Origin of the sequence: Patulibacter sp. NPDC049589, from assembly GCF_040675535.1 — a bacterium.
GTDB lineage: Bacteria > Actinomycetota > Thermoleophilia > Solirubrobacterales > Solirubrobacteraceae > Patulibacter.
Window position 1 is genome coordinate 28,390 of sequence record NZ_JBFAPC010000008.1, and the last position, 20,544, is coordinate 48,933.

Here is a 20,544-nt window from a genome sequence, read left to right on the forward strand (position 1 = left end):
CGCCGAGGGGGCGGCGCGCCGCGGACGGGGTCCCGCCTACCATGCCTCGCGATGAAGGCCGCGCCGAACGTCCGGCGGCGAATCGCCGCCGTGGCGCTCGCCGCGCTCCTGGCCGCCCTGATCGCGTTCGTCGCGTTCGGCGGCGACGGCGGATCGTCCCATCCCCCGGCCACCACGGTCGCCGATCCCGCGTCCGAGGACACCGACCGCGGCGGCGACGCCGACGAGGTCCCGACCGACCCGGTGTTCGACGCCGCCGGCCGGAAGGCCGAGCGCGAGCTCTCCGTCTCCGACGACGACGACGCGTGGGCCGTCCCCGACGCCGTCACGATGCCGCTGGACCGCCTGTGGGACGAGAAGCGCGGCGCGTACGTCTCGCCCGGCGGCCGGATCAGCACGCGCCTGAACGCCGAGCTGCTGCGCCTGCACGCCGCCGCGGCGCTGGCCGGGCACCACGGGCCGGCCCGCCAGGACGGGCGCGTCCGGCGGATCGTCCGGTACCTGACGGGTCCCGCCTACATCGGGACGACCGACGGCGAGCGGTTCGGCAGCTCGCGCCACAACTCGATCCACGTCCCGGGCTGGCGCCAGTCCTCGGCCGAGGTCGTCAACCAGCACCCCAGCATCGACGCGACCGTCGCCCGCGGCCTGCGCGCCGCGTGGCTCGCCCGCGAGCAGACGAAGCTCAGCGGCGCCGCCCGCGACGACATCCGCCGCGAGGTCGTCGCCGTCGCGTCCTCCCCCGCCTTCCGGGCGCCGCAGCGGCTGCTGAACCAGATCAACTGGAACGCGGACCTCTACGCCGCCGCAGCGACCGTCAGCAACGACGACACGCTCCTGAAGGACGACTACCGGGCGCAGCTGCAGTGGTTCGTCGACCACGCCCACGAGCCCACGGTCGAGGGCGGGCGCCCGAACCTCAGCACCGGCAACGGGTTCTTCTACCAGCCCGAGGCCGACGCGCAGACGACGCTGAACAAGAGCGACACCGTCGAGTACGCGAGCATCGTCCTCGGCGCCCTGCGCTACTACGACGACGCCGTGCGGTCGGGCATGAAGCCGCTCAGCGACGACGACCGCAAGACGCTCGCCGCCTGGGCGTCCCACACGTTCGAGGCGGACTGGACCGCATCGGGCTACCTGAACTGGGAGACCGGCAAGGCCGGCAGCCGGCTGCACCTGCGCCAGTACTGGGCGCTCGCGCTGGACGGCGTCGCCGACGGGCTCCGCGGCAGCGTCGGCCTGACGGGCCGCGACCCGCAGGAGGGCAACCGGATCATCAGCCGCGGCGAGGAGCTCTTCCGCCGCTGGTCCGCCGGGGCCGGCAGCGTGCTGCTGCCGGCGACGTCGTTCAACTACCCGTCGCGGTTCGAGAGCGTCCGCAACAACCGCACGACCGCGAGCGTCCGGCTGGCGGCGACGATCGCCGAGTGGGCGGCGAGCTCGGGGACGAAGGGCCGTCTCGTGCCGCCCGCGGGTGCGAAGGCCCCGCTGCTGACCCGGTTCGACCCCGAGTTCAAGCGCCTGACCGTCAACGGCCCGCGCTACTCGACGGCGCTGTCGCCGACCGCGATCCCGACGGGCGGAGGCCTCGAGCCCGCCTGGCTGCTGGACGCCAACGCCGACAGCCTGATCGCCCTCGGCGGCGGCGGCCAGGGCTCGCTCGGGATGCGCCTGGTCGGCGACGGCAAGGTCCTCCTGGACACGCAGCCCGGCCCGACGCAGGTCGGCACCCTCGCGCTGCGCCAGGCGAAGAAGGACCCCAACGCCTACACCGGCCGCGCCGCGCTGGGCGACACGGTCGTCCGCGTCACGCACCGCTTCCTGCCCGACCGCATCGTCACGACGTACCTGGTGGACCCGCGCCGCGACGTCGAGGTCCAGATCCGGCTCCCCAGCGCCGGCCGCTCCGGCACCGTGCGCTGCGGCGCCGGCGTGCTCGGCCTGCCGCCCCGAGGCCGCCTCCCCGGCTGCGCGCGCGGACAGGACTACGTCGTGCGCTCCGCCGGCGGCGCCTCGATGCACGTCGGCCTGATCGGCCTGACCCCCGGCGGCGTCATCACCCGCACGCGCCCGGCCGTCCGGTCGACCCTCCCCCGCCCGGGCAGCCAGGCGACGATCCGGATCCGCGTGAACCACCGGACCCAGATCACGCGGGTCATCCGGCCGGACGCGGACTGACGGGCCCGCGGGCAGCGTCTCAGGACCCCGGCTGCCTCACAGTCCAGCGACGTAGGTACCGAACAGGATCAGAGGTGCGCCCGCACGGGCACGTTCGCCTCGACCTCGAAGCCGCGACGTCCTCCCCTGCCGCGCCCGACGAGCCAGTGCGTTCCGCTCGGCACCGAGAACCGGTAGAGCCGGTACCCAGAAGGCACGAGCCGGCCGCGCCCGGGCTTGAACAGGCGCCCCGGCCGCGACGTCGGCTTCCGAGCCGGAGGGACGACGCTCGATCGAGGCGGTCAGCCGATCGAATCGATGCAGGCGAACGTGAGGGCCGCGTACGAGACCACCAGAGCAAGCCATCCGACCGGGAGCACGCACACGATCCGCCGCTGCTGTCGCGACACGCGATGCCCGCCGCGCCCGCGCACGAGAAGCACGAGCCCAGCGACGCCCCCGACACCATTGCCTCCGATGCACCCGAGTAGGCCGATCCCGGCGACGACGCTCGGGAAGCTCGCAGAGGAACACTCGGTGAGCGCCGGAGAGACGCCGACGAGCACGAGCGCGGAGAAGACCGAGACGATCACACCGGCGCGAACGATCCGCGACGCTTCCGGCAGAGTGCCTCGACGCGCTTGTGCGCGCAAACGAAGCCGCCGGAGCGGCGGCCCGTTCGCGATCCGCAATGTCGCCGTGCGCCCCCGGACTCGGAGCGACGCCATCATCGTGGACTGGGCCTCAACGCCCGCAACGATGCTTCCGACAGGCTTCCCTGCCGAATCCACCAGGCGCGGCACGCCTTCGACGTCCCGTACCTCGAACGACGAACTCCCCGAAGCCGACGTTCCATAGATCCGTGTCACGTACGGTTGCCCGTCTGCTCCGGCGAGCCGGACGAGCACCTGCTGATCGTCTCGGGACGGCAACTGCAACTCGATGCGGTCCCCCGCGCTCGGCACGGCCCCGAGCCGCTGAATCGCCCACCCCGGCCCGAAGCGGGCATCACCGGGGAGCCAGGTCTCGTTCCCTTCACGTCGCCGGACGACAAGCTGGGCGTCAGAAGGCGGCTCACCGGTACCACACACGAGCACCGTGACGCCCACCCCGAACCACGACCCACAGGGACCAACGGGATCTGTCGCCGCCCGCCCCGTCATGGGCTGACCCGGTTCGCCGCCAGCGGCACGCGGCCGGATCACGTCGTCGAGCAACGTCGTGAACGGTCGACGGAACGGACCCTCGTTCGCGCCAAACCCTGGGCCCTTCGGCGACGCTCCAGACCCGCCCCACTCCTGGGCATACGCGCCCCAACCCGCAGGCGTCGGGCCCTCGGTATAGCTCGCCCGCTTCGCAATCGGATATGCGCGGAGACAGACGACGCGCAGCGGATGACACTTCTGCACCCACTTGCCCTTTCCATCGTAGTTCTCACCCGAACCGATCGCCTTGCCACGATCGCGCCGCCTGATGGCTGCGCGGTGAACGCCGCAGCGGTCCCCGGGGTCACGGCGACCCCGAGCGCTACGGCACCGAGCACACTGCACATCACCGATCGCCGACGCACGACTCCCAGAGAGCCGGACCACACGCACGTGGGGGACATGGACGCGAAGCTACTGCGTACGCGCCAGACGGCAACTCGGCGCCACCGCGGAGCCGGAGCACGTGTGGCCGGATCTCAGTCGGCGAGGCGTTGCAGCGGTTGCCCGGTGACCGCCGCGATGAGGTCGAAGTCCTTGTCGTGGTGCAGCACGATCAGCCCGGCGATCTCCGCGGTCGCAGCGATCAGCAGGTCCGGCACCGACGGAGCGCGGTGGTGCCCCCGGCCGGCGAGCAGCGTCAGCACTTCCACCGCGCGGTCCTCCGCCGTCGGCGTCGCGTACTCCACCGGCATCGAGGCGACCGGCGGCTGCCGCAGCCCGGCGTGCAGGTCCTCCGCGTTTCGCGCCGAGTAGCCGACCTCCAGCAGCGTCACCGTCGCGATCCGCACCAGGCCACGCTCGATCCGCTCCGCCCACGCCGGGGCCTCGGAGTCGGCCCCCAGCCGGACCAGCGCCGACTTGTCGATCAGCCAGCCGGGTCCCGCGGCGACATCGGTCACGACCACGCCTGCCGCATGACCTCCGGATCGGCCAGGTCGCCGAAGCGCGCCGCGAACCGCTCCAGGTCCCCGGCCGTCACCGGAGCGTCGAGGCGGGCAGCCGCCTCATGCAGGCGTCGACGCAGGTACTCCGTGCGCGACAGGCCCTGACGCGCGGCGTGGGCGTCCAGACGCGCGAGGTCCTCGGCAGGGAGATCGCGGATCAGAACGTCAGGCACACGCAGATGATATCAGTCGATATCCCGCGCCGGGTCAGTCGATCTCGAGCCGGTCCAGCAACGTGTCGTCGGAGCGCCAGTTGCGGCGGACCTTGACCTGGAGGTCGAGGTGCACGCGGGTGCCGAGCTCGCGCTCGAGCTCCTTGCGGGCGGCGGTGCCGATGGTGCGGACCATCTTGCCGCCGGCGCCGATCAGGATGCCCTTCTGGGACGGCGACTCGACCCAGGCGTTGGCGACGATGACGTGGAGGTCGTCGCCGGGGCGCTCGACCTCCTCGATCTGGACCTCGACGGCGTGCGGGACCTCCTGGAAGGTCCGGCGGAGGATCTGCTCGCGGACGAGCTCGGCCAGCAGGACGTGCTGCGGCTGGTCGGAGCTCTCGTCGACGGGGAAGTAGAACGGCCCCTTCGGCAGCAGGCCCACGAGGTGCTCGAGCAGCGGCTGGACGCCGACGCCGGTCTTCGCGGAGATCGGGAAGACGTCCTCGCCGATCTCGAGCTCGGCGGCGGCGACCAGGACGGCCATCGTCTCGCCGCGGCTCAGGCGGTCGACCTTGTTGACCGCGATCACGGTCGGGGCGCGCAGGTCGCGCAGCTGCGAGGCGATGTAGCGGTCGCCGGGTCCGACGCCCTCCTCGCCGTTGAGGACCATCAGCGTGACGTCGGCCTCGCGGATCTCGGAGTCCACGCGCCGCTGCATGCGGCCGGTGAGCGAGTCCTTCGGCCGCTGGACGCCCGGCAGGTCGACGAGCACGATCTGGGCGTCCTCGCGGGTCAGCACCCCGCGGATCGCCCGGCGGGTCGTCTGCGGCTTGTCGGAGGTGATCGCGACCTTCGCGCCGACCAGGGCGTTGGTCAGCGTCGACTTGCCGGCGTTCGGGCGGCCGGCGAAGGCGACGAAACCGGAGCGCTTGGCGTCGGGATCCAGGTCGGGGTCCGTCAGCGGCTTCTCGTCCGGGTCGAAGACCGGGACGGGCAGCTCGACACCGTCGTCGGGGCCGAAGACCTCAGGTCCGTCGCCGCTCACGCGTCCTCGCCCGGGGTCGGGCCGGCGGGTGCCGGCAGCCAGGACAGGATCTGTCCCTGCACGGCGAGCATCTCGCCGGAATCGGTCTCGTGATCGAAGCCCACGAGATGGAGGATGCCGTGTACCACCGCCTCCCGCATGCTGACCGTGTGCTCGGGGCAGATGACGACGTCCCCGATCTCGCGCGGACCGGCCACCGGACCGGCCCCGTCGATGGGGAACGAGAGCACGTCCGTCGGCTGGTCCTTGCCCCGGTGCTCGAGGTTCAGCTCGTGGATCGCCTCGGGCTCGAGGATCGTGATCGCGACGTGCCCGTCGGTCACCCCGGCGGACGCCGCGGCGGTCTCGACGAGCTCGCGGAGGTCCTGGCCGGACGGCATCCCGTCCGGGAGCTCGTCCTCGACGAAGCCCTCGTGGTCGACCTCGAGCTCGATCTCGAGGGCGTCGTGATCGGCACCCGGCGCGAGCCCGAGGTCGTCGGGCGATCCCGGGCGGAGGGCCCCGTCGGAAGACGGACCGCCGACGGCGGATCCCGACCCCGAGACCCCGGGGTCCGGACCCCCGACGGCCGCGGAGTCGGGGCCGCTCACGCCGGGCGGCGCTCCTTGCGGCGGCCGTCGGCCGGTCGCAGCTCGGGAGCCTGGCTCTCCGCGTGGTTCTCGTACGCGGCGACGATCTTCTGGACCAGGTCGTTGCGGACGACGTCGCCGCGCTGGAAGCGCACGAACTCGACCTTCTCGACCTCTTCCAGGACCTCCGCCACCGCGACCAGGCCGGACCGCTGCTCGCGCGGCAGGTCGACCTGGGTGATGTCGCCCGTGATGACCATCTTCGACCGGTAGCCCAGGCGCGTCAGGAACATCTTCATCTGCTCGGGCGTCGTGTTCTGCGCCTCGTCCAGGATGATGAACGCGTCGTTGAGGGTGCGCCCGCGCATGAAGGCGAGCGGCGCGACCTCGATCACGCCGTTCTCCATGTACGCGGTCACCCGCTCGGGGTCCAGCATGTCGTGCAGGGCGTCGAAGAGCGGCCGCAGGTACGGATCGATCTTCTGCATCAGGTCGCCGGGCAGGAAGCCCAGCTGCTCCCCCGCCTCGACGGCCGGGCGCGTGAGGATGATCCGCTTGATCTCGTGGCGCGCCAGGGCGTCAGCGGCCGCGGCGACCGCCAGGAACGTCTTGCCGGTGCCGGCAGGACCGATGCCGAACGTGACCGTGTTGTTGCGGATCGCGTCGACGTAGCGCTTCTGCAGCGCCGTCTTCGGCGCCACGCGGACGTCGCGCGACGGGTTCTGCCAGACGACGTCCGTGAGGACCTCGGCCGGTTTCTGGTCGGCGCCCAGCGCGGAACCGACGGCCGGGATGGTCCCGGCGTCCAGCGTGTGCCCCCGCGAGGACAGCGTGATGAGTTCCCGGACCACGGTGGCGGCCTGCTGGACCGCCTCCGCCTCACCGTCGAGCGTCAGCAGATTGCCGCGCAGGAAGACGTCGCAGTCGACGTGCTCCCCCAGTGCGCGGAGACCGGCTTCGCCGGCATCGCTGAGCTGAACGGCGACCTCATACGGCACTTCGAGCCGTCGCCTCAGAACGTTCTCCCTGGGATCGTTGGGCCGCGGCGCGCACCACCGACACGATCGAGGGTGCGAGGGCTCGGAAGCCTCTCCGCGGTGCAGTTCATGCGCGACTGATCATACGCCTCACCCCCGGACGGATCGAGCGGTTCTCACGGTCCGGCGGGCCCCGAGCGGTTCGAGTCCGCCGCGGCCGGGCCCGGAGAGCGGCGTCATCCCGTTCGCCGCCCGCACCGACCGACGGCCGCGACACACGCTTCTCGCCGCGGTATGCCCGGGGTGCATATCCATGCATCGCGGGCATACCGCCCGGGAAAGGGAAAGGGACCGGGGGCGGGCACCGCGGCGAAGACGTGTGCTCATCGCGGCGTCATCTTCCTGGTGACTGGTCCTCTTCACCAGGAACATGACGCGCCGGGACGCGAGACGTGCGGGAGCGCCCCCGGGCCCTGGTGCGGGAGTCCCCCCCCGGCCCTGGTGCGGGAGTCCCCCCCCGGGCCCTGCCGGCCGCCGACCGGCCCGCTCACCACCTGTTCGTGCCCACCGAGTCGAGCGCCGGCGCGGTGATCGCCGCCGTCGCCCCGCACCGCCGGCCCGTCGGCCGCGAGGACCCCGTCCGGACCGGCTATGCCCGGCGCAGGAGCAGCGCGGCCCAGTCGCCGTGCGTGCGACGCTCGGCCTCGACCAGGCCGATGCGGGCGAACGCCGCCGCGATGCCGTCGCACTCGTGGATCAGGAGGCCCGAGGCGATCAGGTGGTGCGGCGGGGTGCCGAGGAAGCCGTCGGCGGCGACGCGCAGCAGGAGCGGGCGCAGGAGGTTGGCCAGGACGAGCGGAGCGGCGGCCGTCTCTCCCGCGTCGGGCATCGCCGTGGCGCCGTCGCGCAGCAGGTCGAAGCGGTCGGCCGTGACCGTCACGTGGTTGACCGCGGCGTTCTCCAGCGTCGCGGCGACCGAGGCGGCCTCGTGGTCGACCCCGTGGACCGGGCTCCAGCCCAGCTGGGCGGCGGCGACGGCCAGGACGCCCGAGCCCGAGCCGAGGTCGAGGACCGGGCCGAGGTCCTCCCCCGCCTCCCGGCGGCGGTCCGTCAGCTCGACCAGCAGCTCGAGGCAGAGACGCGTCGTCGCATGGGCGCCCGTGCCGAAGGCCTGCCCCGGATCGACGACCAGGTCGGTCACGGAGGCTGCGGGCCCCGTCGGCCCGTCGACGCCGGCGTCCGGCGATCCCGCGGCCGCCGATGGCCCGCCGACGCCGCCGTCCGCCGGTCCCGTCCCCACGGACGCGCCCGCGACGACCTCCGCGTACGGCGGGCACCACGGCGGGCGCACGTAGAGGCGGTCCTTGATCAGGATCGGCTCGTGGAAGGCGCGCCAGCGGTCGGCCCAGTCGTCGGCGACCTCCGTCGAGACGACCTCGACCAGCGCGTCGCCGACCAGGGCCCGGACGGCCGGCAGCGCCGGCAGCTCGCCCTCGGCGCCGTAGACCGCGTACTCGATCGTGTCGCCGAGGTCGGTCTCCTCGACGCCCGTCGGCGCGAGCTCCATGAGCTCGGCCAGCACGACCTCCGCGTCCGCCGGGCGGACGCGGAAGGCGAGGCGGATCACCTGACGGTCCCGGTTCGTGCGCCCGTGCGGCCGCCCGGGGCCGCGGTGGCCGGCGCGCGCCGCACGCCCGTGCGGGTGCCCGGCCGGCCGGTGACCCGCCGCGTCACGACTTGCGCCAGAGGCGGCGCAGGCGGCCGACGACCGACTCGTCCGCGTCGTCCAGCTGACCGTCGTCCAGCGAGTCGGCGAGCTCGCGGAGGAGCTCGCGCTGGCGCTCGTTCAGGCGCCGCGGGATGGCGACGTCGACGACGACGTGCAGGTCGCCGCGGCGGCCGCCGCCGATGCGCGGCATGCCGCGGCCGCGCAGGGTGATCGTCTTGCCCGGCTGGGTGCCGGCGGGGATCTCGACCTCGATCGGCTCGTCGAGCGCCTCGACCGTGATCGTCTCGCCGAGCGCCGCGCGGGGCGCCGCGACGGGGACGACGGTGATCAGGTCGTCGCCCTCGCGCACGAAGCGCGCGTCGGGCATGACCGTGACGACGACGTAGAGGTCGCCGTCCGGCGCGCCGGGCTCGCCCTGGTGGCCGCGGCCGCTCAGGCGGATCCGCTGGCCGTCGGCGATGCCGGCGGGGATGTCGACCTCGAGCGTGCGCGCCGTGGGCTTCAGCCCCTGGCCGCGGCAGTCGCCGCACGGCTCCTCGGGCACGCGGCCGCGGCCCTGGCAGGCGTCGCACTCCACGCGGCGGACCATCTCGCCGAACGGGGTCCGGCTGATGCGGTCGACGACGCCGTGACCGCCGCACTGGGCGCAGGTCTTCGTGCTCGTGCCGGGCTTCGCGCCGCTGCCGGTGCAGGTCTCGCAGCGCGCGACGACCTGGTACTCGACGGACACGCGGGCGCCCGTCAGGGCCTGCTTCAGGGTCAGCTCGGTCTCGACCGCGAGGTCGCCGCCGGGCCGCGGGCCGCCCGGTCCCGCTCCCCCGCCGCCACCGAACGCCTGGCCGAAGACCGCGCCGAAGAGGTCCTGCATCGAGCCGAAGCCCTCGAAGCCCTGACCGCCGGAGCCGCCCATACCGCGCTGCTTGAGCCCGTCGTGGCCGTAGCGGTCGAACGTCGCGCGGCGCTCGGCGTCGGAGAGGATCTCGTAGGCCTCGGCGACCTCGCGGAAGCGCTCCTGCGCGTCCGGGTCGTCCGGGTTGACGTCCGGATGCAGCGTCCGGGCCTGCTTGCGGAAGGCCTTCTTGATCTGGGCCTCGTCCGCATCACGGGAGACGCCCAGCACCTCGTAGGGGTCACGTGGCACGGTCTGACTCATACGTTCTCGTACAGCTCCTCGACATAACGCGACAGCTGGAAGGCGACGTCCCGCACCGCGCGGATGGCCTGCGGGTAGTCCATCCGGACGGGGCCGATCACCGACACGCTGCCCAACTTGCGCTGCGGGGGTCCGTACCCCGCCGCGACGACCGTCAATGATCGCAGAGCCGGGATCGCGTTCTCCGCGCCGATGCGCACGACGACGTCCGGGCCCCCCAGCGCGTGGCGCAGGATGCCCAGCAGCGTCGCCCGCCGCTCGAGCTCCTCGACCAGCGCGTCGAGGTGCGCGACCTCGGACGAGCGGGAGCTCTGCATGAGCCGGGCGGCGCCCGACACGTAGATGCCGCCACCCGGACCGCCGTCGGTCGCCCCGAGGCCCTCGAAGGCCGGCCGCAGCGCGTCGAGGAAGCGCAGCTCGGTCGGGCCGAGGCCCGGGTCCTCCAGGCGCGCCTTGAGCATCCGCGCGCCGAGGCCGATGCCGGCCAGGCGCTCGTTGAGGTACTCCTTCGCCCAGCCCGCGAGCCCCGGGTCCACGGCGGAGGGGAACGCGACGACGCGCTTGGCGACCTCGCCCGCGGACGTGATGACGACGACCATCACCGCCTGCGGCTGGAGCAGGAGGACCTCGACGTGGCGAACCGTCGCGGTCGAGACCGGCGGCGCGGTGACCACCGCGAGCAGGTCGGTGACGGCGGAGAGCGTCTCGCTCGTGACGCGCATCGCCTCGTCGACCTCGCGGGCGAGCTGCAGCTCCACCGACGGGCCGCCGACCGTCGACGGCAGCAGGTGGTCGACGAAGTACCGGTGCCCCTGGTCCGTGGGCACCCGGCCCGCGGACGTGTGCGGGTGGTCGAGCAGGCCGAGCTCCTCGAGCTGCGAGAGCTCGGAGCGGATCGTCGACGGGCCGAACGTGACGTCCTCGTCGGCGGAGAGGAGCTTGCTGCCGACCGGCATGCCGGTCTCGCGGAAGCGGGCCACGACCTTGCCGAGCACCAGCTCCTGGCGGGGAGTGAGCATCTCCCTCCCCAGGGTACCGGGCCGATCCTCAGGATCGCCTGCCATCGTCGGTCGCGATGGTCGCGCTCGCCCTCATCGCACTGGAGCTCCTCTGCGTCTACGTCCTCGGGCGGCGGCTGCTCGACGGGCTGGTCGGCGGCGCGGCGCGGGGCGGGCGGCCGCGCCGCTGGGTGACGTGGGCGCTGCTGGCGCCCGGGGTCGCGCTGCACGAGGCGTCCCACGCGCTGGCGGCGACCGCGCTGCTGGGGCGGGTCACGTCGTTCGTGCCGTTCGCGCCGCGGCCCACGCCCGACGGCGGAGTCCTGCTCGGCGAGGTGCGCTGGCGGCCGTCGCGGCTGCCGGTCCTCGGCGGGCCGGTCGGCCGGGCGGTCGTCGGCCTCGCGCCCCTGATCGTCGTGCCCGCCGTGGTCTACGGCGCCGGCTGCGCGCTCGTGCCGGGCGTGGCGGTCGGCGACGCGCCCCGCGAGCTACTGCGCGCGCTCGCCGAGCGGCCGGTCGGGGTCGGCGCCGTCGTCTGGGCGCTGGTCGCGCTCTCGGCGAGCATCGGCCTGCTGCCCTCGAAGGTCGACCACCAGGACCTGCCGAAGGCGCTCCTCGTGCTCGCGGTCGCGGCCGGCCTGTGGCTCCTGTGGCGTGGCGGCATCGACGCCGGCGACGGCCACCGGCTGCTGACCGACGCCGCCGCCCCGGCGACGTTCCTCGCCGAGCTGCTCGCGGCACCGGCCGTTGTGGCGCTCGTCGGCGGGGTGGTCGTCCGCCGGTGAGCGCGAAGAACACGACGCCGGCGCCCGGGGGCTCCCCCGGGACCGGCGGCGCGGCGCCGCCGGACGAGCCCTCCGGGCGACGGGCGTCCGAGGACGATCCGGCGCAGCCGGGCGACGTCACCGGACGGGCGCCGGAGGGCGATGCGGCGAGGTCCCGGCACGGGCGCGCCGGGGGTCGCGGCGCTCCTGCGGGCCAGGACCGTCAAGCTCTCGCGCGTCGGATGCGTCGGTCCTGGGCCATCACCAAACGCACGGTCGTCGCCTTCTACGACGACCAGATGACGCAGCACGCCGCTGCGATCACGTACTACAGCCTGATGTCGCTGTTCCCGGCGATCCTGCTGGCGCTGTCGATCCTCGGCCTCGTCGGCGAGTATCCGCGGACGTACGACGCGATCGTGCGGTACCTCAACGACGTGGCGCCGCCGTCGGTCGTCCGCCCGATCGACGAGTCGCTGCGGGACGCGTTCCGCAACAAGAGCACCGCCACCACGGGCCTGTTCCTGTCGATCTTCCTGGCGTTCTTCGGCACCACCGGCGTCTTGGAGTCGATCCGCCGGGCGCTGAACGTCGTCTTCGTCGTCGAGAACGGCCGGAGCTTCCTCCGCCGCAAGGCCGTCGACGTGCTCTCGACGTTCGCGCTGCTGGCGCTCGTCCTGTCGACGCTCGTCTTCGTGGTCGTCGGCAAGGGGCTGGCGGAGGACATCCTGCGCCTCGTCGGCGCCGACGAGAACGCCGCCCAGATCTGGGGGCTGCTGCGCTGGCCCGCCGCGGTCGCCAGCGCCCTGCTGGGCTTCTCGTTCGTCTACTACGTCACGCCCGACCTGCGCCACCGGGCGTACCACCTGGTCACGCCGGGAGCCGCCCTGGGCGTCGCCGCGTGGCTGCTGGTCTCGTACGGCCTGTCGGAGTACATCTCCAACGTCGTCAACATCGGCGCGCTCTACGGCGCGTTCACCGGGGCGATCGTGGTCGTCCTCTGGCTCTGGTTCTCCAGCTGCTCGCTGCTGCTCGGCGCCGAGCTGAACGCCGCGATCACCCGCCAGCGGGCCATCGACTCCGACGAGGGCGCCCTGCTGGTCGCGCCGCCGGCCGAGGCCGAGGACTCCGTCGGCGGCGGCATCCTGCGCAGCGCGCGCCGGCGTCGGCGCGAGGAGCGCGAGCGGCTGCAGCTGGCCGCCGAGGAGGCCGAGGACGAGGCGCTGCGGGCCGCCGACGCCTCCGGGCACGGGTCCGAGGGGGACCAGGGCGCGGCCGGGCCGCGCATGCCCGTCGAGGAGCCGCTCGCGCCGGAGCCCGGGGCCGACGCGCCGCTCGCGCCGGACGACCACGGACGGACGACCGATCCGACGCCGTCCGACGATCCCGACGGCGAGCCGACCGTCGTCCGCGGGTCCGTCGACCGGCCGGCCGGCGACCGGCCGGCCGGCGCGGACGACCCGGCCCAGGAGCCGACGGCCGTCCACAAGCCCGGCCGCCGCCGCGAGCCGTAGGTCAGCCCCGGTCGGGCACCCGCACGACCGCGCGGCCGTTGCGCACGACCCGCGCGCGGCCCTGGCGGGCGGTCAACGAGACCGTCGCCAGGCCGTCCTCCACCGCCTTGACGTCGGCCGTGACGACGACCTCCTCCTCGGGGACCGCCATGCCGCGGAAGGCGACCTCGAGCCGGCGCAGGGAGCCCGGGGCCTCGTCGCCGCCGACCGCCTCGGTGGCGGCGCGCGCGACCTGGGCCATCGTCCACAGGCCGTGCAGGATCCGGCCGGGGAGCCCGACCTGCTGGGCGAACTCCTCGTCGACGTGGATCGGGTTGAAATCGCCCGAGGCGCCCGCGTAGCGGACCGTCAGGTACTTGTCGGGCAGGACCGTCAGGGTCGGCAGGGCGGCGCCGTCCTCCCAGACGACGTCGGCCGCGGACTCCGGGGTGGTCGTCTCGTCGCTCACTCGCCCGCTCCTCGCACGATGTTGGTCCAGACCCCGGTGGAGACGACCTCGCCGGCCGCGTCGGTCGTCGTCGCCCCGAAGACGTAGTAGGTGAGGTCGGCCGTCTCGACGTGCCGGACCTCGTCGAGGCTCATCACCGTCGAGACCTCCTCGCCGGCCACCAGGACGCGCTCCCACGAGAACTCCTGGGCGCCGTGCACGAGGCGGTCCATGTCGATGCCGACCTCGGGGTCGAACATCGCGGTGCCGATCGCCTCGGCGGAGTAGACGACCACGAACATCGGGGGCGCGACGACGTCCTCGAAGCCGGCGGCGCGGGCCGCGGCGACGTCGTGGTGCAGGGGGTTGGTCTCCCCCACCGCGCGGGCGTACTCGCGGATCTTCTCCCGTCCGAGCACGTAGTCGACGGGTGCGTACTGCTTGCCCACGGGGGCGATGGTCTCTGGCACGTCGGGCTCGTCTCCGGCTTCGGTTCCCCGCCGGCGGGCCCGCCAGGGCACGGCCGACGGACGACCGGGCGATCGTATCCATGCGCCGGCGGGCTGCCCATCCCGCACCCGTCGGGTCCGTCCCGGGACCTCCCCGATGCGGCCGGGCCCCGCGGGGCCCCAGGATCCCGCGGGATGCTGCGATCCCCCGCGCGCCCGCCGACCACGACCGCACGCCCCGGTGACGCACGCCGTCGGGTCGATGCGACACCATGCGCGGTCGTGCCCGCGCCTTCCCCCGCCCGCCGCGCCCTGCTCCCGCTGGTCGTGACGGTCCTCCTCGCCGGCGCACCGTCCGTGGCCGGCGCCGCGGGGACCACGGGCGACCCGTCACCGGCCGGGGCCGCCGCGGAGCTCGACGCCCCGCCCGCCGCCGGTGGCGCCGCGTCGACGCGCTCGGAGATCGACCCGACCGAGCCGAGCGCGCCGGGGACGGCCGACCCGAACGCGCTGGCGACCGGTGAGCAGCGCCTGCAGGCCGCGGACCCGGGAGACCTCTGGGCCGTCGCCGACGCCGCGACCACCCCGATCGACGGGCTCTGGAACGCCGACCAGGGCGCCTACGTCGTCGCGGGCGTCGCCCGGGCCCGCCTGAACGCGGAGATGCTGCTCGTCCACTCCTACGCCGCGCTGGCGGGTCGGACCGGGCCCGACGCCCACCCGGAGCGCGTCGAGGCGCTCGTCCGGCTGCTGACCGGCCCGATGTACGTGCCGACGCTCGACGGCAAGGTCGCCCCGGCCCCGGCGCCCGGCCACAGCGTCACGATCCACGCGCCGGGCTTCGCCGACCCCGTCGGCGGCCTGACGTCGATGCACCAGGCGCTCGACGCCGTCGCCGCCCGCGCGCTCGCCACCGCGTGGCGGGCCCGCGACATCGTCGGGCTGTCCCAGGAGTCCCGGGACCTCATCGTCGACCGGGTGCGCTCCGTCGCCCGCTCGCCGTTCTGGCGCTCGCCGGCCCGGCTGCTGAACCAGATCAACTGGAGCGCCGACCTCTACGCCGCCGACGCGACGGTCACCGGCGACCCGACGCTGCTGCGCCGCGACTACCGCGACCAGCTGATCTGGTTCGCCGACCACGCCGAGAAGGCGGCGTACCCCGGGGGCTCGCCGAACCTCGGCTCCGGCCTGGCCTTCCACTACCTGCCGCAGCGCGCCGCGAGCAACGCGACCAACCGGTCCGACACCACCGAGTACGCGAACATCACGCTCGGCGCCCTGGCCTACCTCGACCAGGCCCGCAAGGCCGGGATGGGACAGCTGCCCAAGCGCACCCGGGACCTGCTGCGCGCGTGGGTCCGGCGCACCGCCTGGGGCGACTGGACCGCCAGCGGCTACCTGAACTGGGACTCCGGCAAGGGCGTCTCGCGACTGCACCTGACGCAGTACTGGCTGCTCGCGCTACGGGGCTTCGCCGCCGGCACCGAGGGATCGACCGCGCAGGCGTACCTGCCCGCGCAGCAGGCGACGACCCGCTGGCTCGTCCGCCGCGCGGTGGCCACCTACCAGGAGCGCGCCGCCGCGGCGAACTCCGTGGTGCTGCCCGCGACCGCGTTCGGGCTGTCCGGCGGACCGCTGGTGACCCCGACGTTCGACGGCCTGACGGGCACGGCGCGCTTCGCGTCGACCCTGGCGGAGATGGCCGACCGCGGGCTCGCGAGCCCCGAGGACTCCGGCGCCGACGACGAGCCGCTGCCCGACGCGTTCACCAACGACGCCGACATCGGCCGCACCGCGGTGACGACGTCGCGGTTCGCCACGGCGTTCCTGCGGCCGTGGGCGCCGCTGAAGGCCGGAGGCCTCGAGCCCGCGCGACTGGTGGACTCGCGGGGCCGCGCGCTGACCGGGATCGGCGGCAGCAACGCCGGCGCGCTCGGCCTGCGGCTGCTCAGCGGCGGCCGCACGCTCATCGAGACGCAGCGCGGCGTCTACAAGAGCACCCAGAGCGTCGCCCAGCCGCGCAAGTCCCAGCGGGACGTCGCGCGCACGCTGACCGCCCCGCTGGGCGTCAGCGGGGGCGAGAGGTCCCAGGGCCTCGACGTGACCGTCCGCCACCGCGTGTCGGCGTCGAACATCCGCACGACCTACGTCGTCCGGAACACCCGCAAGACGTCCGTCGTCGCCGAGCTGCGGGTCCCGACCTACGGCGTCGGCGACACCGGCTCGCTGCACGTCGGCCAGCGGATCGGCCCGGCCGCCCTGCAGCGCCTGATGACCGTGCGGGCCCCGTCCGGTGGCCGCTTCCAGCTGCGCTTCTCCGGCCTGCCGGCGCGGGCCCAGGGCACCGTCGTAGCGGTGCCGTCGCAGCCCGGCAACCCGACCCCGGGCCCGGAGCTCGTCGTGAAGGTGACCCTGCCGGCGAAGAAGACGACCACGATCGAGCGGCTGCTCGTCGTGCCGTACGCGGGCTGACGGGGCGCGCGGGGCACGGCGAGGCGGCGCGGGGAGGCGGCGCGGCGCGGCGCTGGGTCGCCGCGTCGGATTCTGGACCGTGGAGGTCCCGAAGTCGATGGGTCCGGGGCGGCGCGCGGCGGCCCGCCGAGGTCGGCTCGGGTTCTGGACCGTGGGGGTTCCCAAGTCGATGCGACCAGGGCGCGCCGGCCGACCCACCAGGGTCGCCTCGGGTTCTGGACCGCAGAGGTACCGAGGTCGATGCGATCCGGGCGCGCGTCGGCCGGCGTCAGACGATCGTCGCGACCGAGCCGCCGTCCGTCGACCACGCGGCGCCCGTGACGAAGCCGGCCCGGGGCGAGGCCAGGAGGGTCACGACATCGGCGATCTCGTCCGGCGTGCCGAAGCGGCCGAGCGGGACGCGGGCGCGCGAGCCGGCCAGCGCCTCCTCCTTCGTCGTGCCGCGACGGGCGGCCGCCTGCTCGGCCAGGCCGCCGGGCGCGAGCCACAGCTCGCTGTCGATCGGGCCGGGGGCGATGGCGTTCACCCGAACCCCGCGGGGCGCCAGCTGCTGGGCCCAGGCACGGGAGAGCGAGAGCTGCGCGGCCTTGCCCACCGAGTAGGCCATGTTGCTCGCCGACGGGCGCTTGCCCGACGACGACGAGACCAGGACGGCGCGGCCGCCGCCGGGGGCCGTGGCCAGGTCGTCCTGGGCCGCGAGCAGGAGCGCGTTGGGACCGAGGACGTTGATGCGCCACTGGAGGTCCCAGTCCTCGGGCGTCAGCTCCTCGGGCGGCGCGTCGCGGCTGGTGCCCGCGGCCAGGACGAGGGCGTCGAGGCGGCCGTGGGCGTCGCGGCAGGCGGCCGCGATCGTCGCGCCGGCCTGCGGGTCCCCCGCGTCCGCCGACAGCGTGGCGTGCGGCCCGCCGGGGAGCTCCGCGAGCGTCCGCGCGAGCCCCTCTTCGCCGCGCGCGACCAGCAGCAGCCGGGCGCCCTCGGCGGCGAGCTGCCCCGCGACCGCGCGACCGATCCCGCTGGTGGCGCCGGTGACGACGATCGCGTGGCCGGTCAGTCCGAGGTCCATGGGCGCATCGTCCCAAGCGGGGACGTCGGCGCGACGGTCAGACCGGCCGCACCAGCACCCGGGCGACGCGGTGGTCCGCGTCCTTCTCCAGGATCACGTCGGCGTGGGCGCGCGTCGGCAGGACGTGGTCGCGGACGTTCGGGGCGTTGGTCTCCGCCCACACCCGGAGCGCCAGGGCGTCGGCGTCGGCGTCCGGCATGTCGGCGATCTGGTGCAGGAGCGCTCCGGGGTCGTCGGCGGCCGCCACCCGCCAGGCGTGGAAGCGGTCGAGGTACCAGGCGCGCGCGGCGTCCTCGGTGGCGTCGACGTAGACCCCGAGGTCCACCAGGTCGCGCACGCCGGGATCGCCGTCGGGGCCGGGTCCCGCGAGCGCCCGCAGGCCCTCGAGGACCAGGACCGCCGGCCGGTCGATGGTCCGCGGCTCGGGCTCGCGGTCCTGCAGCCGGTGCGAGTAGACGGGCACCTCGAGCGTCCCGTCGCCCGCCCGGACGGCCTGCAGCAGGGCCCGCAGCGCCGGGACGTCGTAGCTCTCCGGGAAGCCCTTGCGCGCGGTCAGCCCGCGGCGCTCCAGTTCCGCGTTGCTGTGGAGGTAGCCGTCCGTGCTGACGTGCTCGACGGGTCCGATTCCCCGGGCGCGCAGCTCGGCGACGAGCGCACGGGCCACGGTGCTCTTGCCGGCCGCCACGCCGCCGGCGACGGCCACCACCCAGCCGCGGGCGGACGCGCCGCCGCGGACGAGCGCGTCGTCCAGCGCGCCGAGGCCCGCCCGGCCGTCGAGGTCCTGCTCGCGGCGGCGCGCGGCGAGGGCGGCCAGCGGGGCGAGGACCTCGACCCGCTCCCGCGCGTCGACCTCCCCGTCGCCCGCCCAGCTCGCGGGATCGGCCGGGGCCTCCGTCGCGGCCGCTCCCGCTGGCGGGACGGCCCCGGGGGCTCTGCCGTCGCCGGCGGCGGCCAGCCGGGCCCACCGCTCACGGTCGACGGCGACGAAGGGCTGGTCGTCGGGGGACACGGCCGCCACGCTAGCGGCTCCCCCCGAGGGCGTCGCGGCTCAGGCGTCGCCGAGCTCCAGCACCGCGAGGAAGGCCTCCTGCGGCACCTCGACGTTGCCGACCTGCTTCATCCGCTTCTTGCCGACCTTCTGCTTCTGCAGCAGCTTCTTCTTGCGCGAGATGTCGCCGCCGTAGAGCTTCTCGGTGACGTCCTTGCGGTACGCCTTGACGGTCTCGCGGGAGACGACGCGAGCGCCGATGGCGGCCTGGATCGGCACGTCGTACTGCTGACGCGGGATCTTCTCCTTGAGCTTCTCCGTGAACTTCTTGCCCATCTCCTGCGCCTTCGTGCGGTGCACGAGCAGCGAGAGGGCGTCGACGGGCTCGCCGGAGAGCAGGATGTCGAGCTTGACGAGGTCGCTGACGCGCAGGCCGATCGGCTCGTAGTCGAACGACGCGTAGCCGCGGGTGCGCGACTTCAACTGGTCGAAGAAGTCCAGGACGATCTCGACGAGCGGGACGTCGTAGGTCAGCTGCACGCGGTCGGCGGAGATGTACTGCATCCCCTGGTGCTCGCCGCGCTTCTCCTGGCACAGCTCCATCGTCGTGCCGACGTACTCGGTCGGCGTGAGGACGTTGAGCTTGACGAACGGCTCGCGGACCTCCTTGATGAAGGTCGGGTCCGGGTACGCCGACGGGCTGTGGATCTCCTGGATCGTGCCGTCCTGGAGGTGCAGCTCGAAGCCCACCGAGGGCATCGTCGCGATGAGGTCGAGGTCGTACTCGCGCTCGAGGCGCTCGCGGACGATGTCCATGTGCAGCAGACCGAGGAAGCCGATGCGGAAGCCGAAGCCCAGCGCGTCGGACGTCTCGGGCTCCCACGCCAGCGCGGCGTCGTTGAGCGACAGCTTCTCCAGCGCATCGCGCATGTCCGGGTACTGCGCGTTGTCCGTCGGGAAGAGGCCGCAGAAGACCATCGGCAGGATCTCGCGGTAGCCCGGGAGCGCCTCCTCGGCGGGGACGAGCTTCTCGCCCGCGCCACGCACGCCCGGCCGGTGGGTCAGCGTGTCGCCGACCCGCAGCAGCATGACGTCCTTGATGCCCGTGATGACGTAGCCGACCTCGCCGGGGCCGAGCTCGTTGATCGGCACCATCTGCGGCGAGAAGATGCCGAGCTCGTCGACGTCGGCCTCGGTCTCGGCCGCCATCGCGGTGATCTTGTCGCCCTTCTTGAACACGCCGTCGACCACCCGGATGTAGGCGACGACGCCGCGGTACTGGTCGAACTCGGAGTCGAAGATCAGCGCGCGGGCCGGCGCGTCGCGGTCGCCGCCCGGCGCCGGGACGGTCTGGACGAGGCGGTTGAGCACCGCGTCGACGCCCTCGCCGGTCTTGCCGGAGATCCGCAGGATCGAGTCGGCGTCGTCGCCGAGCAGCTCCGCGACCTCCGCGCCGACGCGCTCGGGCTCGGCGCCCGGCAGGTCGATCTTGTTGAGGCAGGGGATGATCTCGAGCCCCGCCTCGACGGCGAGGTACGTGTTGGCGAGCGTCTGCGCCTCGACGCCCTGCGACGCGTCGACGACGAGCAGCGCGCCCTCGCACGCCTGCAGCGAGCGGGAGACCTCGTACGTGAAATCGACGTGCCCGGGGGTGTCGATCAGGTGGAACATGTACGTCTCGCCGTCGTCGGCGTCGAAGTACACGCGCACCGCCTGCGACTTGATCGTGATGCCCCGCTCGCGCTCCAGCTCCATGGAGTCCAGGAGCTGGTCCTGCATGTCGCGGTCGGCGACGGTGTCGGTCAGCTCGAGGATGCGGTCCGCCAGCGTCGACTTGCCGTGGTCGATGTGGGCGATGATCGAGAAGTTGCGGATCTTGGACTGGTCGGCCATCAGGAACGACACAGGGTACGGGTGTCGGGGCGCAGG

The 20,544-nt window shown here is 74.0% G+C and carries 18 protein-coding genes; 4 read left to right on the forward strand and 14 right to left on the reverse strand.

Annotated elements, in window-relative coordinates:
* The first annotated feature begins 51 nt into the window (after nucleotides 1-51).
* Nucleotides 52-2,181 (forward strand): hypothetical protein, encoded by a 2,130-nt coding sequence (locus AB0L40_RS02710; RefSeq protein WP_364348777.1) that lies wholly within the window; start codon nucleotides 52-54, stop codon nucleotides 2,179-2,181.
* A 281-nt stretch (nucleotides 2,182-2,462) separates the two neighbouring features.
* Here the strand turns inward: AB0L40_RS02710 and AB0L40_RS02715 are convergent, their stop codons facing one another.
* From AB0L40_RS02715 to hrcA, 9 genes are all read right to left on the reverse strand, one after another.
* The gene (locus AB0L40_RS02715) at nucleotides 2,463-3,377 is read right to left on the reverse strand and encodes a hypothetical protein (protein WP_364348780.1); all 915 of its coding nucleotides are present in this window, start codon (nucleotides 3,375-3,377) and stop codon (nucleotides 2,463-2,465) included.
* A 467-nt stretch (nucleotides 3,378-3,844) separates the two neighbouring features.
* Nucleotides 3,845-4,267, reverse strand: coding sequence for a PIN domain nuclease (locus AB0L40_RS02720; protein WP_364348856.1), 423 nt, complete (start codon nucleotides 4,265-4,267; stop codon nucleotides 3,845-3,847).
* The gene (locus tag AB0L40_RS02725; protein ID WP_364348783.1) at nucleotides 4,264-4,485 is read right to left on the reverse strand and encodes a ribbon-helix-helix protein, CopG family; all 222 of its coding nucleotides are present in this window, start codon (nucleotides 4,483-4,485) and stop codon (nucleotides 4,264-4,266) included. Before AB0L40_RS02725 ends, AB0L40_RS02720 begins: the two co-directional genes overlap by 4 nt.
* 34 nt (nucleotides 4,486-4,519) lie before the next feature.
* Entirely contained in the window at nucleotides 4,520-5,413 is an 894-nt protein-coding gene (era, locus tag AB0L40_RS02730; protein WP_364348859.1) for a GTPase Era, read from the reverse strand.
* Between the two features lie 95 nt (nucleotides 5,414-5,508).
* A complete protein-coding gene (gene ybeY / locus AB0L40_RS02735; protein ID WP_364348785.1) occupies nucleotides 5,509-6,102 on the reverse strand; it encodes an rRNA maturation RNase YbeY in 594 nt (197 codons plus the stop codon).
* Nucleotides 6,099-7,079, reverse strand: coding sequence for a PhoH family protein (locus tag AB0L40_RS02740; protein ID WP_364348788.1), 981 nt, complete (start codon nucleotides 7,077-7,079; stop codon nucleotides 6,099-6,101). Before AB0L40_RS02740 ends, ybeY begins: the two co-directional genes overlap by 4 nt.
* Before the next feature lie 628 nt (nucleotides 7,080-7,707).
* The gene (locus AB0L40_RS02745) at nucleotides 7,708-8,685 is read right to left on the reverse strand and encodes a 50S ribosomal protein L11 methyltransferase (protein ID WP_364348791.1); all 978 of its coding nucleotides are present in this window, start codon (nucleotides 8,683-8,685) and stop codon (nucleotides 7,708-7,710) included.
* A gap of 103 nt (nucleotides 8,686-8,788) precedes the next feature.
* Nucleotides 8,789-9,928, reverse strand: coding sequence for a molecular chaperone DnaJ (gene dnaJ / locus AB0L40_RS02750; RefSeq protein ID WP_364348794.1), 1,140 nt, complete (start codon nucleotides 9,926-9,928; stop codon nucleotides 8,789-8,791).
* 8 nt (nucleotides 9,929-9,936) lie between these two features.
* On the reverse strand, nucleotides 9,937-10,959 hold the full coding sequence (gene hrcA, locus AB0L40_RS02755) for a heat-inducible transcriptional repressor HrcA (RefSeq protein WP_364348797.1): 1,023 nt from the start codon (nucleotides 10,957-10,959) through the stop codon (nucleotides 9,937-9,939).
* 56 nt (nucleotides 10,960-11,015) lie between these two features.
* Here hrcA and AB0L40_RS02760 point away from each other — a divergent pair, with 56 nt between their 5' ends.
* Both AB0L40_RS02760 and AB0L40_RS02765 read left to right on the forward strand, forming a co-directional pair.
* Nucleotides 11,016-11,723: a hypothetical protein gene (locus tag AB0L40_RS02760; protein ID WP_364348800.1), complete on the forward strand. Its 708-nt coding sequence runs from the start codon at nucleotides 11,016-11,018 to the stop codon at nucleotides 11,721-11,723.
* A 221-nt stretch (nucleotides 11,724-11,944) separates the two neighbouring features.
* Entirely contained in the window at nucleotides 11,945-13,216 is a 1,272-nt protein-coding gene (locus tag AB0L40_RS02765; protein WP_364348802.1) for a YihY/virulence factor BrkB family protein, read from the forward strand.
* A gap of 1 nt (nucleotide 13,217) precedes the next feature.
* Here the strand turns inward: AB0L40_RS02765 and AB0L40_RS02770 are convergent, their stop codons facing one another.
* Complete coding sequence (locus tag AB0L40_RS02770; RefSeq protein ID WP_364348805.1) at nucleotides 13,218-13,664, reverse strand: MaoC/PaaZ C-terminal domain-containing protein; 447 nt, start codon at nucleotides 13,662-13,664, stop codon at nucleotides 13,218-13,220.
* Nucleotides 13,661-14,113 (reverse strand): MaoC family dehydratase N-terminal domain-containing protein, encoded by a 453-nt coding sequence (locus tag AB0L40_RS02775; RefSeq protein WP_364348808.1) that lies wholly within the window; start codon nucleotides 14,111-14,113, stop codon nucleotides 13,661-13,663. Before AB0L40_RS02775 ends, AB0L40_RS02770 begins: the two co-directional genes overlap by 4 nt.
* A gap of 261 nt (nucleotides 14,114-14,374) precedes the next feature.
* Here AB0L40_RS02775 and AB0L40_RS02780 point away from each other — a divergent pair, with 261 nt between their 5' ends.
* Nucleotides 14,375-16,564 carry a hypothetical protein gene (locus AB0L40_RS02780; protein WP_364348811.1) on the forward strand — a complete coding sequence of 730 codons (2,190 nt, stop codon included), beginning with the start codon at nucleotides 14,375-14,377 and terminating at the stop codon, nucleotides 16,562-16,564.
* A gap of 268 nt (nucleotides 16,565-16,832) precedes the next feature.
* Here AB0L40_RS02780 and AB0L40_RS02785 read toward each other — a convergent pair whose 3' ends face one another.
* The 3 genes from AB0L40_RS02785 to lepA are packed head-to-tail and all read right to left on the reverse strand — an operon-like array spanning nucleotide 16,833 to nucleotide 20,508.
* Complete coding sequence (locus AB0L40_RS02785) at nucleotides 16,833-17,627, reverse strand: SDR family oxidoreductase (RefSeq protein ID WP_364348814.1); 795 nt, start codon at nucleotides 17,625-17,627, stop codon at nucleotides 16,833-16,835.
* Between the two features lie 37 nt (nucleotides 17,628-17,664).
* Complete coding sequence (locus tag AB0L40_RS02790) at nucleotides 17,665-18,636, reverse strand: type I pantothenate kinase (protein ID WP_364348817.1); 972 nt, start codon at nucleotides 18,634-18,636, stop codon at nucleotides 17,665-17,667.
* Between the two features lie 39 nt (nucleotides 18,637-18,675).
* Complete coding sequence (gene lepA / locus AB0L40_RS02795) at nucleotides 18,676-20,508, reverse strand: translation elongation factor 4 (RefSeq protein WP_364348820.1); 1,833 nt, start codon at nucleotides 20,506-20,508, stop codon at nucleotides 18,676-18,678.
* Nucleotides 20,509-20,544 lie beyond the last annotated feature (36 nt).

Coding starts and splice junctions, on each gene's coding strand:
- AB0L40_RS02710 (WP_364348777.1), top strand. CDS start 52: ATGAAGGCCGCGCCGAACGTCCGGCGGCGAATCGCCGCCGTGGCGCTC.
- hrcA (WP_364348797.1), bottom strand. CDS start 10,959: ATGCTCACTCCCCGCCAGGAGCTGGTGCTCGGCAAGGTCGTGGCCCGC.
- AB0L40_RS02760 (WP_364348800.1), top strand. CDS start 11,016: ATGGTCGCGCTCGCCCTCATCGCACTGGAGCTCCTCTGCGTCTACGTC.
- AB0L40_RS02765 (WP_364348802.1), top strand. CDS start 11,945: ATGCGTCGGTCCTGGGCCATCACCAAACGCACGGTCGTCGCCTTCTAC.
- AB0L40_RS02785 (WP_364348814.1), bottom strand. CDS start 17,627: ATGGACCTCGGACTGACCGGCCACGCGATCGTCGTCACCGGCGCCACC.
- lepA (WP_364348820.1), bottom strand. CDS start 20,508: ATGGCCGACCAGTCCAAGATCCGCAACTTCTCGATCATCGCCCACATC.